The sequence below is a fragment of the Micromonospora sp. NBC_01405 genome, from assembly GCF_045040155.1.
Lineage (GTDB): Bacteria > Actinomycetota > Actinomycetes > Mycobacteriales > Micromonosporaceae > Micromonospora.
This window is the reverse complement of the sequence record NZ_CP109532.1, coordinates 2024600-2041324: the sequence shown is the minus strand read 5'-3', so window position 1 is coordinate 2041324 and position 16725 is coordinate 2024600. Positions and strand designations below refer to the sequence as shown.

Genomic DNA, 16725 nt, shown 5'->3' with positions numbered 1-16725 from the left:
CGGCGAGGATGACGGCGTGAACGTGATCGGGCGGATCGAGGCCGGCATCGGCCGGCGGGTCACCGCCGCGCGCCGCCGGTCACGGACGTTCGACCATCTGTGGCGGGCCGGGACGCTCTACGGCGATGTGCTCGCCGCGCGGCTGGCGGCGGCCATCGCGTACTACGGCTTCTTCGCGGTCTTCGCGCTCGGCCTGGTCGCGTACGCGATCTTCGGGGCGATCCTGGAGGACAACGACGAGATCAGCGCCGCCGCCGCCGGGTTCCTCCGGGAGAACCTGCCCTTCCTGGACCCGGCGCAGATCGCCCAGAGCAGCGGCACCGTCGGCGTGATCGGCCTGGTCATCCTGGCCTTCACCGGGATCGGCTGGGTGGAGGCGATCCGCTCGTCGCAGCGGCTGATATACGGGCTCAACCAGCAGCCCGGCAACCTGGTGGTGCGCCAGGTGATCGACCTGGGCGTGCTGGTGCTGGTGTTCGTGATGCTCGGTGTCTCGGTGGCCGCCGTGGACACGCTGGAGTCGCTGCTGCGGTTCCTGCTGAGCAGCACCGGCTCGGTGGGGCTGACGGTGGTGAGCGCGGTGCTCAGCGTGCTGGTCAACGCGGTGTTGGCGACGGCGCTGCTGGTGGCGGTGCCCCGGCTTCGGATGAGCCGGCGCCGGCTGCGCCCGGTGGTGTTCGTGGTCGCGGTCGGGATCACGCTGCTGAACACGGTCGGGCGGTACTACGTGGTGCGCACCGAGCGGAACCCGGCGTACGCGGTGGTGGCCGGGGCGGTCGGCGTGCTGCTCTACCTCTACCTGCTCAACCAGCTCGTCCTGTTCGGCGCGGCGCTCGCCGCGACCAGCCCGTACGGCCGGGTGGTGGACCTGGCCGAGGGGCCGGTCCCGGCGGACATCGACGCCGACACCGATCCGGGTGCGCCCGGGGGAGCGGGCTGACATGCGGATCGTCGTGGACCAGGCGTCGCCGGTGGCGCCGTACGAGCAGGTGCGTGGCCAACTCGCCGAGCAGATTGGGGACGGGCGGCTGCCGGTCGGTACCCGGCTGCCGACGGTCCGCCGGCTCGCCGGCGAGCTGGGGCTCGCGGCGAACACGGTGGCCCGGGCGTACCGGGAACTGGAGGCCGCCGGGCTGCTGGAGACGCGGGGGCGGCACGGCACCTTCGTGGCACCGGGCCGGGACGACGCGGTGGACCGGTTGCAGCGGGCGGCGGCCGGCTATGCGGCCGAGGCCGCGCGGCTCGGGGTCGCGCCGGACGCGGCGCTGGACCTGGTCCGGGCCGCCCTGGACGCGGCCCGGCGAGGGTGAGTTGCTCCGGGCGGGGCGGCGGACGTGCACCGGACCGACAACCGGAGAACCGGCAATTCGGGCAAAAGCCGCCCAGTCGAACGTGAGAATCCACCATGATGAGCCGGTGGGCGCACTCGTGACGTTGGACCTGCCGGACGACTCGCCGATGCGGGGCCTGCCCTGGATCATCACCTTCGCCCCGCTCGGCGAGACCGACGCCGACGAGTGGGAACCGGTGGTCTGCGGCCCGTACGAGCGACCGCACGCGCTGGCCCTCGCCGAGTCGGTGGTGGCCGAGGAACAGCTCATGGCGGTGGTCGAGCCACTGCTGCCGGCGCTGTCGCCGGACGAGATCCGCAGTGAGATCGCCGCCGCCCAACTCGCCGCGCAGGACGAGGACAACCGGATCGAGGCGGCCGACCTCTACGGCGACTTCGAGGACGTCATCGACGACGAGCTGGAGGCGGCGGCCGAGGCGGACGACCGGACCGGGCCGCTCCCGGCGCCGGACGAGGCCGAGCTGCGGGCCGGCTTCGCCCGGATCGCCAAGCTGCTCACCGAGAAGGGCGGCTGACCCGCGCGGTCGGCGCCGGCCGGGCCGCCACCCGTCGCCGTGGCCGGCGGCCGGTCAGTGCGCGCCGCCCAGGTTGAGCACGACCACACCGGCGATGACGAGCCCGACGCCGACGACCTTGGTCACGCTGAGCGGTTCGCCGAGGAAGGCAGCCCCGACCGCGACGATCGCCGCCGTGCCCAGCCCGGACCACATCGCGTACGCCACGCCGACGGGAATGTCCCGCACCGCGAGCGAGAGCAGCCCGAACGCCGCCAGGTACGCCACCGCCAGCGCGAGCGTCGGCCACGGCCGGGTGAACCCCTGCGTCGCCTTGAGCAGACTCGTCCCCACGACCTCGGACGCGATCGCGAGCACCAGGAACAGATATGCCATGCCCTGATTCTCCGGTGACGGGGAACACCTCCGCCGTCCCGCGACCCGGCGTGACGCGCGTCGGTCCCGTGGTCCAGATGGTCGCCGACGCCCCGCAGAGCGGACTCCGCGGGGCGTCGGCGGCACCTCACCCCCCACCACAAGGGGTCGACTACCCAGTCGCCCGTCGGCGCGGGGCACAACGGACGACCAGGGGCTCAAATGGGAGTCTACCCAGGTCAGCGCCGGTCGAACCACGCGGCGGCGTCCACCGGCAGGACGTGCCCGACGCCCTGCTCGGTGAGATCCGCGCTGGCGGCGACCGGCCGGCCGTAGCCGTCGATCAGGACGTCGGCCTCGCTGAGGTTGACCACGCAGGTCAGCTCGGCCTCGCCGGCGGTCCGACGGAAGGCCAGCACCCCCGGGCCGGTGGCCTCCAGCCAGGTCACCTCGCCGGCGTCCGGGCCGAGCGCGGGGTGGGAGTGCCGGATCCGCAGCGCGGCACGGTACAGCTCCAGCGTCGAGCCGGGCACCCCGGCCTGGGCGGCGACGGAGAGGGCGGCCCAGGTGGCCGGGGCGGGCAGCCAGCTCGGCGCGCTGCCCGCAGGGCCGAAGCCGTACGGGGCCAGCTCGCCGCTCCACGGGATCGGCACCCGGCAGCCGTCCCGGCTCTCGCCGGTGCGCAGGAACGACGGGTCCTGGCGCAGTTCGTCCGGCAGGTCGAGCACCTCCGGCAGGCCCAGCTCCTCGCCCTGGTAGAGGTACGCGCAGCCGGGCAGGGCGAGCATCAGCAGGCTGGCCGCCCGGGCCCGGCGCAGCCCGACCTCGCCGTCGCCGTACCGGGTGACGTGCCGCTGCTTGTCGTGGTTGGACAGCACCCAGGTGGTTGGCGCGCCGACGATCGTCGCCTCCGCCAGCGCGGTGTCGATCACCTTGCGGAACGAGTCGGCCGACCAGGTGGCGTCGAGGAAGTCGAAGCTGAATGCCTGGTGCAGCTCGTCCGGGCCGATGTAGCGGGCCAGCCGCTGGGGGGTCTCGGCCCATGCCTCGGCGACCGCCATCCGGCCGCCGGGGTAGCTGTCCAGGATCGGCCGCCAGGCCCGGTAGATCTCGTGCACCTCGTCCTGGTCGAAGTAGGGCAGCCGGCCCTTGCCGAGCAACTCCGACTGACGCCGGCCGGTGGTCATGCTGCTGAAGCCGACGTCCGGCAGCCCCTCGGCCTTGATCATGCCGTGGGCCACGTCGATGCGGAACCCGTCCACGCCCCGGTCGAGCCAGAACCGCAGGACGTCCTCGAACTCGGCGCGGACCTCGGGGTGGCGCCAGTCGAGGTCCGGCTGGGCCGGGTCGAACAGGTGCAGGTACCACTGGCCGTCGGGCACCCGGGTCCAGGCCGGGCCGCCGAAGATGCTCTCCCAGTCGTTCGGCGGCAGCTCGCCGTCGGCGCCCCTGCCCTCGGCGAAGAGGTAGCGGGCCCGCTCGGGGGAGCCGGGGGCGGCGGCGAGCGCGGCGGTGAACCACGGGTGCGCGCTGGAGGTGTGGTTGGGCACCAGATCGACGATGATCCGCAGGCCCAGGGCGTGCGCGTCGGTGATCATCGCGTCGAAGTCGGTGAGGGTGCCGAACAACGGGTCGACGTCGCGGTAGTCGGCCACGTCGTAGCCGCCGTCGACCATCGGCGAGGTGTAGAAGGGGGTGAGCCAGAGCGCGTCGACCCCGAGGTCACGCAGGTACGGCAGGCGCTCGCGGATACCCGGCAGGTCGCCGACGCCGTCGCCGTTGGAGTCGGCGAAGCTGCGGACGTAGACCTGGTAGACGACCGCGGAGCGCCACCAGTCGTCGTCGGAGGTCAGTGGCGTCGGGTTACTGGCGGTCATCGGTGGCGATCCCCGTTCTGTGGCGCGAAACGGCGTGGTGTGGCGTGGCACGGCGGTGTGTCACCCGGGTGTCAGAGCAGGATGCCGCCCGGCTGCTGCAAGAGTCAAGCAGGAATTGCGCAAGAAATGACGCCCTTGGTGGCGGGAGTGCGGTGTCGACGCCGGCCCGATGGTGGGACTCGCCGGGCGATCCACGGTGCGGGACGGCGGCCGGCGCGAGCCCGGGGCCGGCTCGGGCGGGCGCGGGGAGGGTCGGGGCCGGCTCGGGCGGGCGCGGGGAGGGTCGGGGCCGGGGCCGACTCAGGCGGGGACGGGGAGGGCCGGGGGCGTCGGGCGCTGCCGGGTCGGGCCGCCCGTCGCCGGGCCGGTGGCGTCCTGGCGGACGACGGCGGTGGAGCCGCGTACCACCAGCTCGGGCCGGAACAGGTACTCCGAGTGCGGTGCGGCGTGCCCGTTGATCTCGTCGACCAGGGCCCGGACGGCGGCCACGGCCATCGCGGCCACCGGCTGCCGCATCGTGGTCAGCGGCGGGTCGGTGAAGGCCATCAGGGGCGAGTCGTCGTACCCGACCACCGACAGGCCGCCGGGCACGGGCAGGCCGCGTTGCCGGGCCGCCCGGACCGCGCCGAGCGCCATCAGGTCGGAGCCGCAGACCAGGCCGGTCACCCCGCGCTCCAGCAGCCGCCCGGCCGCCGCCTCGCCGCCCTCCACCCCGAAGAGGGTCAGCTCGGCCAGCTCGTCCAGCTCGGCGTCGGGCAGGCCCGCCAGGCGCTCCATGGCGGCCCGCCAGCCGGCCACCCGGCGCTGCACCGGAACGAACCGGTCCGGGCCGGTGATCAGGCCGATCCGGCGGTGCCCGAGGGCGACCAGGTGGGCCACGGCCAGCTCGGTGGCCTCCCGATCGTCGCAGGAGACGAAGGGCGCGGCGACGCCCGGCACGTACCCGTTGATCATGACGACCGGCAGCGGCCGGGCGATCAACGCCCGGTACCGGTCGTGGTTGGCCGCGGTGTCGGCGTGCAGCCCGGAGACGAAGACGATGCCGGACACCTGGCGGTCGAGCAGCATCTCGACGTACTCGTCCTCGGTGACCCCGCCCGGGGTCTGGGTGCACAGCACCGGGGTGAACCCGCTCTGCGCCAGGTTCGACTCGATCACCTGGGCGAAGGCGGGGAAGATCGGGTTGTCCAGCTCCGGCACGACCAGGCCGACCAGGCCGGCGCTGCGCTTGCGCAGCCGGGCCGGGCGCTCGTAGCCGAGGACGTCGAGGGCGGTGAGGACGGCCTGCCGGGTCTCGGGGGCCACGCCGGGGCGGTCGTTGAGCACCCGCGACACCGTGGCCTCGCTGACTTCGGCCTGCTGGGCGATGTCGGACAGTCGAGCGCGCATGGGCGAACTTTAGCCCACGGGCAAGTTCTTGCGTACGCGCCTGCAAGCTCTTCCATTATCTGCAACCTCTTGCTAACGTCCCCGCAACATGCGGGAGTAGCGGCGCAGCAACCGGGCGCCGGGCAGCAAGAATTTTCGAAGGTTTCCACTGGCGGGCCGCCCTTCCCCCGGCGCAAACGCCATGACGACAGGAGTACCGATGCGCATCCGTACCGCGGGTGTGGTCGCCGTCCTCGGCCTGGCGCTGGCCGCCACCGGCTGCGGCGGTGGCGACGACGACAGCAACGCGCCGGCCGCGAAGGAGTCCGCCAAGGCAGCCGGCGGCAAGCTGGTGATCTGGGCCGACGACAAGCGGACCGCCGCCCTCAAGCCGTTCGCCGAGAAGTTCGGCAAGGAGAACGGCGTCACGGTCGAGGTCCAGGCCGTCTCCAAGGACCTGCAGACCAACTTCGTGACCGCCTCGCAGCAGGGCAGCGGCCCGGACGTCGTGGTCGGCGCGCACGACTGGATCGGCAACCTCGTCCAGAACGGCGCCATCGACCCCGTGCAGCTCGCCGCCGAGCAGAAGAGCGGCTTCAACGAGACCGCCGTCAAGGCCGTCACGTTCAACGGCCAGCTCTACGGCGTGCCCTACGCCATGGAGAACCTGGCGCTGATCCGCAACACCGAGCTGGCCCCCGAGGCGCCCAAGACCGTCGAGGACCTGGTCGCCGCCGGCAAGAAGCTCAAGGCCGAGAAGAAGGCCAGCGAGATCCTCTGCCTCCAGTCCGGCCAGAACGGCGACGCCTACCACATCTACCCCTTCTACACCTCCGGTGGCGGGTACCTCTTCGGCACGACCGCCAACGGCGACTACGACCCGAAGGACCTGGGTGTGGGCAAGCCGGAGTCGATCGAGGCGTTCAAGAAGATCGCCAAGCTCGGTGAGAAGGGCGACGGCGCGCTGAAGCGCTCGATCACCGGCGAGAACTCGATCGCCACGTTCACCGGCAAGAAGTGCGCCTTCCTGGTCTCCGGCCCGTGGGCCGTCGCGGACGCCAAGAAGGCCAACATCGCCTACGACATCTCCCCGGTCCCCGGCTTCGCCGGCGGCAAGGAGGCCCAGCCGTTCGTGGGCGTCCAGGCGTTCTACGTGGCCGCCAAGGGCAAGAACAAGGCCCTCGCCCAGGAGTTCGTGGCCAACCATGTCACCACCCCCGAGCTGGCCATGGCGCTCTACAACGCCGAGCCCCGTCCGCCGGCGCTGACCGCCGCCCTCGACCAGGCCAAGGGCGCCGACCCGGACCTGGCCAAGTTCCAGGAGGCCGGCAAGAACGGCCAGGTGCTCCCGGCGATCCCGGCCATGGCCACCATCTGGGACCCGTTCGGCAAGGCCGAGGCCGCCATCATCGGCGGCGCCGACCCGACCAAGACGATCACCGCGGCCGGCAAGACCATCTCCGGCCAGATCAAGTAATGAGCACGTCGCTGTCCGGCCCGGGGGCTGCCACGCAGCCCCCGGGCCGGGAGCCCGTCGGCCCCGGGCTCCCGGACCGGTCCCGCACCGCGCGGCACCACGCGCCGATCACCACGACCGGCCTGCTCGTCAAGGTGGTCCTGCTCGGCCTGACCGCCGGGATCGCGGTCTGGGCGGCCTTCCCGCTCATCGAGGCGGAGAAGTGGGTCGGGCTGGCCCTGCTGGCCGCCACCACCGCCGGACTCTTCTACCTCTACCTGACCCGCCGACACATCCCGGCGAAGTACCTGGTCCCCGGCACGCTGTTCCTCATCGCGTTCCAGGTGGTCCCGGTGCTCTACACGGCGAGCACCGCCTTCACGAACTTCGGCGACGGCCACCGCGGCACCAAGGAAGACGCCGTCGTCGCCATCCAGACCGCCTCGGTCAAGCAGGTGCCCGGCTCCGCCGAGTACACCCTCTCCGTGGCCACCCAGGGCGACCCGGCGACCGGCCCACTCGTCTTCCTGGTCAGCGACCCGGGCACCCGCGCCGTCTCGGCCGGCGACGCCGGCGGGCTGCGCCAACTCGACCCGGCCGACGTCACCGTGGCCCCCGGCGGCAAGGTCACCGCCGCCGACGGCTACACCGTGCTCAACTTCGGCCAGGCCAGCGCCCGCAGCCAGGAGATCACCGACCTGGTCGTGCCGACCTCCGGCGGCGCGCTGCGTTCCGCCGGCCTGTCCCGTGCCTACGAGGGCAAGGCGATCCGGGCGTACGACGCCGGCTGCGACTGCGTCAAGGACATCGAGACCGGCAAGACCTGGACGGCGGACGAGGAGTCCGGCGCCTTCGTCGCCCCCGACGGCGAGCGGCTGGCCCAGGGCTGGAAGGTCACCGTCGGGCTGAAGAACTTCTCCCGGGTGCTCACCGACCCGGCCATCTCCGGGCCGTTCTTCGGCACTCTGCTGTGGAACTTCGCCTTCGCCGTCGGCTCCACCGGCGGCACGTTCATCCTGGGCATGTTCATCGCCCTGGCGCTGCACTCGCCCCGGATGCGGGGCACCAACATCTACCGGGTCCTGCTGATCCTGCCGTACGCCATGCCGTCCTTCGCGATGCTGCTGGTCTGGCGGGACATGTTCAACACCGACTTCGGGCTGATCAACAACCTGTTCGGGCTCGGGGTGGACTGGTTCGGCCAGGAGTGGTCGGCCCGGATCGCGGTGATCCTGGTGCAGCTCTGGCTCGGCTACCCGTACATGTTCCTGGTCGCCACGGGCGCGCTCCAGGCCATCCCGAAGGAGTTGACCGAGGCGACCTCGGTCGACGGCGCGTCGCCCTGGCAGTCGTTCCGGGCGGTCACCCTGCCGCTGCTGCTGGTCGCGCTCTCTCCGCTGCTGATCGCGTCGTTCGCGTACAACTTCAACAACTTCAACGCGATCTACCTGACCACCGAGGGCGGCCCGTTCCCGGCGGACAACCCGACGGCGGGAGCGACGGACCTGCTGATCACGTACACGTACCGGCTGGCCTTCGGCGCGCAGGGCGCCCAGTTCGGCCTGGCGGCCGCAGTGTCGATCTTCATCTTCACCATCGTCGCGGTGGTGTCGGCGGTGAGCTTCCGGCGCACCCGTAAGCAGGAGGAGGTGTACTCGTGACCTCGCTTCACGGCACTCCGGTCGCGGGCGGCGCGACCGGCGCCGCCCCGGCCGTCAACCGCAACGCGGGCCGGCGTCGCAACCGGTGGTTCGCCCAGGTCGGCTGGCGCCACCTGGTCGCCGTGCTGGCGGTCGCGTTCAGCCTCTTCCCGATCCTGTTCGTGCTGTCGGCCGCGCTCAACCCGCTCGGCACGCTCTCCTCGACGGAGCTGCTGCCGACCGGGGCGTCCCTGGAGAACTTCACCAACCTGTTCGACCGTACGGCGTTCGGGTGGTGGTTCCTCAACTCGCTGCTCATCGCCGGGGTGGCCTCGTTCGTGTCGGTCGGCCTGTCGGCGCTGGCGGCGTACGCCTTCTCCCGGATGCGGTTCTCCGGTCGGCGGGTCGGGCTGTTGTCGCTCCTGCTGATCCAGATGTTCCCGCAGTTCCTGGCGATCGTGGCGATCTTCCTGCTCTTCACGACGATCACCGACCTGTGGCCGGCGATCGGCTTCAACACCCCGTGGGGCCTGCTGCTGCTCTACCTGGGCGGCGCGCTGGGGGTGAACACCTGGCTGATGAAGGGCTTCTTCGACACGCTCCCCCGGGAGCTGGACGAGTCGGCCACGATGGACGGCGCCACGCACGCCCAGGTCTTCTTCCGGATCATGCTGCCGCTGGTGGCGCCGATCCTGGCGGTGACCGGCCTGCTCGCCTTCATCGGCACCATCAACGAGTTCCTGATGGCGAACGTCTTCCTGACCAACAGCGAGTCGAAGACCCTCGCGGTCGGGATGTTCGGCCTGGTGGCCGGCGAACGCAACAACAACTTCGGGATCTTCGCGGCGGGCACCCTGCTCACCGCGATCCCCACGGTGCTGGTCTTCCAGATGGTCCAGCGTTACATCGTCTCCGGCCTCACCGCCGGAGCCGTCAAGGGATAAACCGGATAGGTGGCCGCTCCTCGCCGAGGTCGAGGCGAGGGGTGCCGCTCCGTCGCGACCAGCCGGGTCCACCGGCTGTTCAGCGACACCGCAGCGCTGCGGCAAGGGCGTCGGCGTCCGACGTACACCGGAGCAGTCAGGATCGACCGCCGCGGTCGGGGAACCGGCCGCGGCGGGAGACCCATTCCTCTCCCCGTCCGACCGACGCGAAAGGCACCGCCATGTCCCTGTTGCCGCACCACGACGGATCCGCTTTGTACGTCCCCGAGCAGGAACCCGCGCTCGGCGACACCGTCGACGTCTTCGTCCGGGTGCCGGCCGGCGCCGACGTCCGGCAGGTGCACGTGCGCACCACCGGCGACGGCGAACCCCGGTTCACCGAGGCGGTCGTCGACCGCACAGACGGCGGCGACGTCTGGTGGCGGGTTCCCGTCGAGGCCCGCAACCCGGTCAGCAACTACCGGTTCATGCTCACCGGCAGCCGCGGCTACCGCTGGCTGAACGCCGCCGGCGTGGTGCCCCACGACGTGCCCGACAACGGCGACTTCAAGCTGGTCACCCACGCCCCGCCCCCGGCCTGGGCCCGGGACGCGGTGATCTACCAGATCTTCCCGGACCGGTTCGCCCGCTCCGCCGCCGCAGACGGCCGGGACCTGCCGGACTGGGCCATCCCGTGCGACTGGGACACCCCGGTGATCGGCCGGGGCCCGGAGACCCCCCGCCAGTTCTACGGCGGCGACCTGGACGGCGTCACCGAACGGCTGAACCACCTGGACCGCCTCGGCGTGAACACCGTCTACCTGACCCCTGTCTTTCCGGCCCGCTCCAACCACCGCTACGACGCGGCCAGCTTCGACACCGTCGACCCGCTGCTCGGCGGCGACGCCGCACTGGCCCGCCTCGCCGAGGCCGTACGCGCCCGGGGCTGGCGGCTGCTCGGCGACATCACCAGCAACCACACCGGCGACGCGCACGAGTGGTTCACCCGGGCCGTCTCCGACGTGTCCGCGCCCGAGCGGGAGCTGTACTACTTCGACGAGGTGACCGGCTGCGCCCTGGAGCCGTCGTACGAGTCCTGGAACGGGGTCAGGTCGCTGCCGAAGCTGAACTGGGGCAGCGCCGAGCTGCGTCGCCGCTTCGCCACCGCCGAGGACTCGCTGCTGCGCCGCTGGCTGCGGCCCCCGTACGGGCTGGACGGCTGGCGGGTGGACGTGGCGAACATGACCGGCCGGCGGGGGGCCGACGCGTACACCCACGAGGTGGCGGCGCTGCTGCGCGAGGTGGTGGCCGACACCCGGGCCGACGGGCTGCTGATGGCCGAGCACGGCCACGACCACACCGGCGACCTGGACCGCGGCGGCTGGCACGGCACGATGAACTACGTCGGCTTCACCGACCCGGTCTGGTCCTGGCTGCGGCACGGCGACGAACCGGTGCCGAACTTCCTCGGCACCCCGGGCGGGGTGCGGCGGCGGGACGCGGACGCGGTGCTCGCGACGATGGACACCTACCGGTCGCTGATCTCGTGGCGGTCGTACACCCACTCGTGGCAGTTGCTCGGCTCGCACGACTCGGCCCGGATCCGCACCGTCGTCGGGGACGCGGCCCGGCAGGAGGTGGCCGCCGGCCTGCTCGCCACCATGCCCGGCACCCCGGTGATCTTCGCCGGGGACGAGTTGGGGCTGACCGGCGCCAACGGCGAGGGCTCGCGGAGCCCGATGCCGTGGCACCGGCCGGAGAGTTGGGACGCCTCGACGTTCGCCTCGTACCGCGCCCTGATCGCGCTGCGCCGCTCGGAGCCCGCGCTGCGCCACGGCGGCCTGCGCTGGCTGCACGCCGACGCGGACACGCTGGTCTTCCTGCGCGAGGCCCCGACCGGTGCGGTGCTGGTCCTGGCCCGCCGCGCCGCCGGTGCTCCGGTCCGCCTGACCGGCCTGGGACCGGCGGAGAACATCCACGGCGGCGCCCCCGCCCTGCACCCCGACACGGACGGCACGATCACCCTCCCGGCCGACGGCCCCACCTTCCAGACCTGGCGCCTACCCTGACCCACCCCCACCCCACCCCCTACCCCCTCACCCACCCCTACCCCGCCCCCGCCCTCCCGCCCCGCCCCCTTCGACGATCTTGCACTTGCGGCCCCGACAAGAGGGGCATCTGACCCAAATCGAGGGCCCAAAGTGCAAGATCGCGGAGCGGGGGGCGGTGGGGTGGGGTGGTGGTGGAAGCGGGTAGGGGTGGGGTGGGTGGGGGCGGGTGGGTGGCGTGGTGGGGGTGGTCACTGACACGCGTTGATCCGCCCCGCTACTACGATCTGTCGTTGATGGGGGAGGATGGTCGGATGGAAGCTCTGAGACTGATCCTTCTCTACGTCCATCTGATCGGGTTCGCCCTGCTGCTCGGCGGCACGATCGCCCAATACGTCAGCGGCCGGCTGCGGATCAACGCGGCCATGCTCTGGGGGTCGGTCATCGGCCTACTGACCGGAATCGGGCTGTCCGCCCCGTTGCGTGACGGCGACGAACCGGCCCCCGCGAAACTTGTTACCAAGTTGGTGCTCGCGCTGCTGATCTTTGTCATGGTCTTCTTCTCCCGTAAGCGGGAATCGGTCAACCGTGGCCACTTCCTCGCCATCGCGGGTTTGACCCTGGTCAACGCGGCGGTGGCAGTTTTCTGGCGGTAGCGTCCTGACCAGGGGACAGGCCGCGGGAAACGGACGTTCGCGACACCGAACCGGCCACTGCCAGGGCGACAAGTGATCTGCCGCACCCAACGGATCACGTAGGGGTAACAGGCGCTCAACAGTCGTGCACGATTGTCGTCGGTGGGTGGACGCGGGCGTACGCTCCCGTCCGTAACGTGGGACGCCGGCGGCGCAGCGCAGGCCGGCTCAAGGGCTGCCACCGCGCAGAGCGGTGTGCAATGGGAAGGAGACGTCTTGCGCTCTGTGCGTGGGATGCGGATCGCCTCCGCCTTCGTGGCGGGTGGGCTCGTGCTGGGCGCCGCCGCGTGTGGTGAGGCCCCCGAGGACGACAAGGACGCCGGGAGCACCGGTGCCAAGAAATACAGCGCCTGCATGGTGACCGACGTCGGCGGCATCGACGACAAGTCGTTCAACACCTCGGCCTGGAAGGGCCTGCAGGAGGCCAAGAAGGCCAACGACAACATCGACATCAAGTACGTCGCGTCGAAGGCCGAGGCGGACTACGAGGTCAACCTGACCGGGTACGTCAACCAGAAGTGCGACTTCGTCCTGGCCGTCGGCGGTCTCATGACCGACGCCACCAAGAAGATCGCCCAGGCGAACCCGAACCAGCAGTTCGGCATCGTCGACTCGAACCCGGGTGTGGCCAACATCTACCCGATGCAGTTCGACACCGCGCAGGCCGCGTTCCAGGCCGGTTACCTCGCCGCCGGGATGAGCAAGACCGGCAAGGTCGGCACCTACGGTGGCCTGCCGATCCCGCCGGTGACCATCTTCATGGATGGCTTCGCCGACGGCGTGGCGCACTACAACAAGGCCAAGAGCAAGAACGTCCAGGTGCTGGGCTGGGACAAGGCGACCCAGAAGGGTTCCTTCACCAACGACTTCACCAAGCAGGACGAGGGCAAGAAGGTCTCCGACACCCTGGTCGCCCAGGGCGCGGACATCATCATGCCGGTCGCCGGCGGCGCGGGCCTCGGCACCACCTCGGCGGCCCAGGCCTCCGGCGGCAAGTACTCGGTCATCTGGGTCGACGCCGACGGCTGCGAGAGCACCCCGAACTGCTCGACGCTGCTGACCACCGTGGTCAAGAACATCGCCGACTCCGTCAAGGATGCGGTGGTCAAGGCCGCCGGTGGCGAGAAGCTCCAGGCCACCCCGGGCTTCGTGGGCAACCTGGCCAACAACGGCGTCTCGCTCGCCCCGTACCACGACTTCGACAGCAAGGTCCCGGCGGACCTCAAGGCCGAGGTCGAGAAGCTCAAGGCGGACATCGCCGCCGGCACCATCACGGTCACCTCGAAGGCCCAGCCGACCAAGTGACCGCTCCGTCGGCCACCGCGGTGCGATCATCGACCGCGGGGGCCGGCGGCCCCCACGCCTGACGACCGGCCGCCTCGACGTACGCGGGGAGCACTCCTGCGGAGCCGGGGCGGCCGGTCCGCGCCACCCGACGCCCGGCCCGGCCGGCGACCGGCCCCGCGGCGGCCCCGCCGCACCATCGCTCGCACTCCAGGAGGTTGCGCTGAAACTCGAACTGCGCGGCATCACCAAGCGGTTCGGTGATCTGGTCGCCAACGACCACATCGACCTGACGGTGGAGCCTGGAGAGATTCACGCCCTGCTCGGCGAGAACGGCGCCGGCAAGTCGACCCTGATGAACGTGCTCTACGGGCTGTACCAGCCCGACGAGGGCGAGATCCTGGTCGACGGGAAGCCGCTGAAGCTGAAGGGCCCCTCGGACGCGATCGCGGCCGGGATCGGCATGGTGCACCAGCACTTCATGCTGGTGCCGGTCTTCACCGTCGCCGAGAACGTCATGCTCGGCGCCGAGCAGGTCAAGGGCGGCATCGCCGGTTTCCTGGACCGGCGGCGGGCCCGGCGCGAGGTCGCCGAGGTCTCCGAGCGGTACAACCTGCGCGTCGACCCGGACGCGGTGATCGAGGACCTGCCGGTCGGTATCCAGCAGCGGGTGGAGATCGTCAAGGCCCTCACCCGCGACGTCGACCTGCTGATCCTCGACGAGCCGACCGCCGTGCTCACCCCGCAGGAGACCGAGGAACTGCTCACGGTCATGCGGTCGCTCAAGGCCGCCGGCAAGTCGATCGTCTTCATCACCCACAAGCTCGGCGAGGTCAAGGCCATCGCCGACCGGATCACGGTGATCCGGCGCGGGAAGACCGTGGGCACCGCCTCGCCGACCGCGAGCCGGGACGAGTTGGCCGCCAAGATGGTGGGCCGCAGCGTCCGGCTGACCGTGGAGAAGCCGCCGGCCACCCCGGGCCGGCCGATCCTGGAGGTCGCCGGCCTGGTCGTCGACGACGACCGGCAGATCCGCGCCGTCGACGGAATCGACCTGACCGTGCGCGCGGGCGAGGTGCTCGGCGTGGCGGGCGTGCAGGGCAACGGCCAGACCGAGCTGATCGAGGCCATCATGGGCCTGCGTCCGGTCCTCGCCGGCACGGTCACCCTGGACGGCCAGCCGGTGCACGGCTGGTCGACCAAGAAGGTGCTGCGCGCCGGGGTCGGCTACGTCCCCGAGGACCGCAGCGTCGACGGCCTGGTGAAGGAGTTCTCCGTCGCCGAGAACCTGGTGCTGGACATCTACGACCGCCCGCCGTTCGGCAAGGGGCTGTCCCTGAAGCCGGACGCCATCGCGAAGTCGGCGCAGGAGCGGATCGAGCAGTTCGACGTCCGTACCCCGTCGGCCGACGCGGCCGTCGGCACCCTCTCCGGCGGCAACCAGCAGAAGGTGATCGTGGCCCGGGAGCTGTCCCGGCCGCTGAAGCTCTTCATCGCAGCCCAGCCGACCCGTGGCGTCGACGTCGGCTCCATCGAGTTCATCCACTCCCAGGTGATCCGGGAGCGGGACGTGGGCACCGCCGTCATGGTCGTCTCCAGCGAGCTGGACGAGGTGATCAGCCTGGCCGACCGGATCGCGGTGATGTACCGGGGCCGGATCATCGGCATCGTCGGGCCGAACACCCCGCGCGAGGAGATCGGCCTGCTGATGGCCGGCATCACCCCCGACGCGGCCACCGAAGCCGACGGCGCGGCCCCCGGCAGCACCGCCCCGGCCGACGGCGCGACGACCGAAGCCACCGGCCCGACCGCCGGCAGCACCGCCCCGGCCGACGGCGCGGCGACCCCGGCCCCCGAGGGCCCCCGTAACGAGGACGAGGCATGACCAACCCCAACCCGGCGTCGGGCTCGCCCGACAAGGAGCCGGCGACCGAGGCGCAGGCCGCGCAGGTGGCGGCCGGTGGCGTCGACCGCGCCGCGACGGCGACCACGCCGAAGCGGGAGCCGGAACCGGACCGCCCCGCCCTGGGCCGGCTGTTCCTGGACAACCTGTGGGCGGCCAACACGGTCACCGTCACGGTGCTCGCGGTGCTGCTGGCGATGCTCGTCGGCGCCGTGCTGATCATCGTGTCGGACCCGGAGGTGCTGGCCACCTACGCCTACATCACCGCCCGCCCGGTCGATGCGTTGAACGCGAGTTGGACGGTGGTCAGCGAGGCGTACGCGAACCTGTTCAAGGGGGCGATCTTCGACCCGGAGGCGTCCGGGTTCACCGCGGCGCTCAGCCCGATCTCCGAGACGCTCACCTACACCGCGCCGCTGGTCTTCACCGGCCTGTCGGTGGCGCTCGCCTTCCGGGGCGGCCTGTTCAACATCGGCGCGCAGGGCCAGGCCACCATCGGCGTCATCCTCGCCGCGTTGGCCGGCTTCCTGCTGCCGCTGCCCCCGGTGCTGCACCTGATCGTCGCCCTGCTCGCCGGCGCGGTCGGCGGCGCGCTCTGGGGCTTCATCCCCGGCATCCTGAAGGCGCGCACCGGCGCTCATGAGGTGATCAACACGATCATGCTCAACTACGTCGCGGTGTACTTCCTGTCCTGGATCATCATTCAGAGCGGCGTGCAGAACCCCGACCGGGCCGATGCGATCAGCAGGCCCGTCGACTCCTCCGCCCAGCTCCCCCGGCTGCTCGGCGGCGACCTGCGGGTGCACGCCGGCATCCTGCTGGCCGTGCTGGCCACCTGGTTCGTCGCCTGGCTGCTCAACCGCTCCACCTTCGGCTTCGAGCTGCGCGCGGTCGGCGCGAACCCGGACGCCGCCCGCACCGCCGGCATCAGCGTCGCCAAGACGTACGTGCTGATGATGGCGATCGCCGGCCTGCTCGCCGGGCTCGGCGGTAGCCAGATGGTGCTCGGCTCGACGGCTAACGCGCTCACCCCGCTGGTGGTCGCCCAGATCGGGTTCGACGGCATCCTGGTGGCCCTGCTGGGCCGGGTCAAGCCGTGGGGCGTGCTGCTGGCCGCGCTGCTGTTCGGCGCGCTCCAGGCCGGCGGCAACCGGATGCAGTCGTACTCGGGGATCTCGCTGGAGCTGGTCACCGTGCTCCAGGCGCTGATCGTCATCTTCATCGCCGCGCCGGCCCTGGTGAAGGCGATCTTCCAGCTCCGGGCCGCCCGTGCCGCCCGGTTGCAGACGAGCCTGGCGAAGGGCTGGTAAC

General features: G+C 71.6%; 14 protein-coding genes. 11 read left to right on the top strand and 3 right to left on the bottom strand.

Features of this window, described 5'->3' with window-relative positions; all coding sequences use genetic code 11:
* Positions 1-16: 16 nt before the first annotated feature.
* The 3 genes from OG559_RS07960 to OG559_RS07950 all read left to right on the top strand — a co-directional run bounded on the left by OG559_RS07960 (position 17) and on the right by OG559_RS07950 (position 1866).
* A complete protein-coding gene (locus OG559_RS07960) occupies positions 17-940 on the top strand; it encodes a YhjD/YihY/BrkB family envelope integrity protein (RefSeq protein WP_405113883.1) in 924 nt (307 codons plus the stop codon).
* 1 nt (position 941) lies between these two features.
* Entirely contained in the window at positions 942-1310 is a 369-nt protein-coding gene (locus OG559_RS07955) for a GntR family transcriptional regulator (RefSeq protein ID WP_405113881.1), read from the top strand.
* A gap of 106 nt (positions 1311-1416) precedes the next feature.
* Complete coding sequence (locus OG559_RS07950) at positions 1417-1866, top strand: hypothetical protein (protein WP_405113879.1); 450 nt, start codon at positions 1417-1419, stop codon at positions 1864-1866.
* Positions 1867-1920: 54 nt separating this feature from the next.
* Here the strand turns inward: OG559_RS07950 and OG559_RS07945 are convergent, their stop codons facing one another.
* The 3 genes from OG559_RS07945 to OG559_RS07935 form a co-directional block, all read right to left on the bottom strand.
* Positions 1921-2241: a DMT family transporter gene (locus tag OG559_RS07945; protein WP_396669283.1), complete on the bottom strand. Its 321-nt coding sequence runs from the start codon at positions 2239-2241 to the stop codon at positions 1921-1923.
* Positions 2242-2459: 218 nt separating this feature from the next.
* Complete coding sequence (locus OG559_RS07940) at positions 2460-4097, bottom strand: glycoside hydrolase family 13 protein (RefSeq protein ID WP_405113877.1); 1638 nt, start codon at positions 4095-4097, stop codon at positions 2460-2462.
* Positions 4098-4397: 300 nt separating this feature from the next.
* Positions 4398-5486 carry a LacI family DNA-binding transcriptional regulator gene (locus OG559_RS07935; protein WP_405113875.1) on the bottom strand — a complete coding sequence of 363 codons (1089 nt, stop codon included), beginning with the start codon at positions 5484-5486 and terminating at the stop codon, positions 4398-4400.
* A 199-nt stretch (positions 5487-5685) separates the two neighbouring features.
* Between OG559_RS07935 and OG559_RS07930 the strand changes: the two genes are divergently transcribed.
* From OG559_RS07930 to OG559_RS07895, 8 genes are all read left to right on the top strand, one after another.
* The gene (locus OG559_RS07930) at positions 5686-6942 is read left to right on the top strand and encodes an extracellular solute-binding protein (RefSeq protein WP_405113873.1); all 1257 of its coding nucleotides are present in this window, start codon (positions 5686-5688) and stop codon (positions 6940-6942) included.
* Positions 6942-8582, top strand: a complete 1641-nt coding sequence (locus OG559_RS07925) for an ABC transporter permease subunit (RefSeq protein WP_405113872.1) — start codon at positions 6942-6944, stop codon at positions 8580-8582. Before OG559_RS07930 ends, OG559_RS07925 begins: the two co-directional genes overlap by 1 nt.
* Positions 8583-8695: 113 nt before the next feature.
* Entirely contained in the window at positions 8696-9505 is an 810-nt protein-coding gene (locus OG559_RS07920; protein WP_405116476.1) for a sugar ABC transporter permease, read from the top strand.
* 221 nt (positions 9506-9726) lie between these two features.
* Complete coding sequence (locus OG559_RS07915) at positions 9727-11553, top strand: glycoside hydrolase family 13 protein (RefSeq protein WP_405113870.1); 1827 nt, start codon at positions 9727-9729, stop codon at positions 11551-11553.
* Between the two features lie 293 nt (positions 11554-11846).
* The gene (locus tag OG559_RS07910) at positions 11847-12188 is read left to right on the top strand and encodes a hypothetical protein (protein ID WP_350883704.1); all 342 of its coding nucleotides are present in this window, start codon (positions 11847-11849) and stop codon (positions 12186-12188) included.
* Positions 12189-12461: 273 nt separating this feature from the next.
* Positions 12462-13532, top strand: a complete 1071-nt coding sequence (locus OG559_RS07905; protein ID WP_405116475.1) for a BMP family protein — start codon at positions 12462-12464, stop codon at positions 13530-13532.
* Positions 13533-13734: 202 nt separating this feature from the next.
* Complete coding sequence (locus OG559_RS07900) at positions 13735-15396, top strand: ABC transporter ATP-binding protein (RefSeq protein WP_405116473.1); 1662 nt, start codon at positions 13735-13737, stop codon at positions 15394-15396.
* Positions 15393-16724, top strand: a complete 1332-nt coding sequence (locus OG559_RS07895; protein WP_405113868.1) for an ABC transporter permease — start codon at positions 15393-15395, stop codon at positions 16722-16724. The genes OG559_RS07900 and OG559_RS07895 overlap by 4 nt, the downstream gene beginning before the upstream one ends.
* Position 16725: the final 1 nt, after the last annotated feature.

Coding starts and splice junctions, on each gene's coding strand:
- OG559_RS07955 (WP_405113881.1), top strand. CDS start 942: ATGCGGATCGTCGTGGACCAGGCGTCGCCGGTGGCGCCGTACGAGCAG.
- OG559_RS07945 (WP_396669283.1), bottom strand. CDS start 2,241: ATGGCATATCTGTTCCTGGTGCTCGCGATCGCGTCCGAGGTCGTGGGG.
- OG559_RS07940 (WP_405113877.1), bottom strand. CDS start 4,097: ATGACCGCCAGTAACCCGACGCCACTGACCTCCGACGACGACTGGTGG.
- OG559_RS07935 (WP_405113875.1), bottom strand. CDS start 5,486: ATGCGCGCTCGACTGTCCGACATCGCCCAGCAGGCCGAAGTCAGCGAG.
- OG559_RS07930 (WP_405113873.1), top strand. CDS start 5,686: ATGCGCATCCGTACCGCGGGTGTGGTCGCCGTCCTCGGCCTGGCGCTG.
- OG559_RS07925 (WP_405113872.1), top strand. CDS start 6,942: ATGAGCACGTCGCTGTCCGGCCCGGGGGCTGCCACGCAGCCCCCGGGC.
- OG559_RS07915 (WP_405113870.1), top strand. CDS start 9,727: ATGTCCCTGTTGCCGCACCACGACGGATCCGCTTTGTACGTCCCCGAG.
- OG559_RS07910 (WP_350883704.1), top strand. CDS start 11,847: ATGGAAGCTCTGAGACTGATCCTTCTCTACGTCCATCTGATCGGGTTC.
- OG559_RS07905 (WP_405116475.1), top strand. CDS start 12,462: ATGCGGATCGCCTCCGCCTTCGTGGCGGGTGGGCTCGTGCTGGGCGCC.
- OG559_RS07895 (WP_405113868.1), top strand. CDS start 15,393: ATGACCAACCCCAACCCGGCGTCGGGCTCGCCCGACAAGGAGCCGGCG.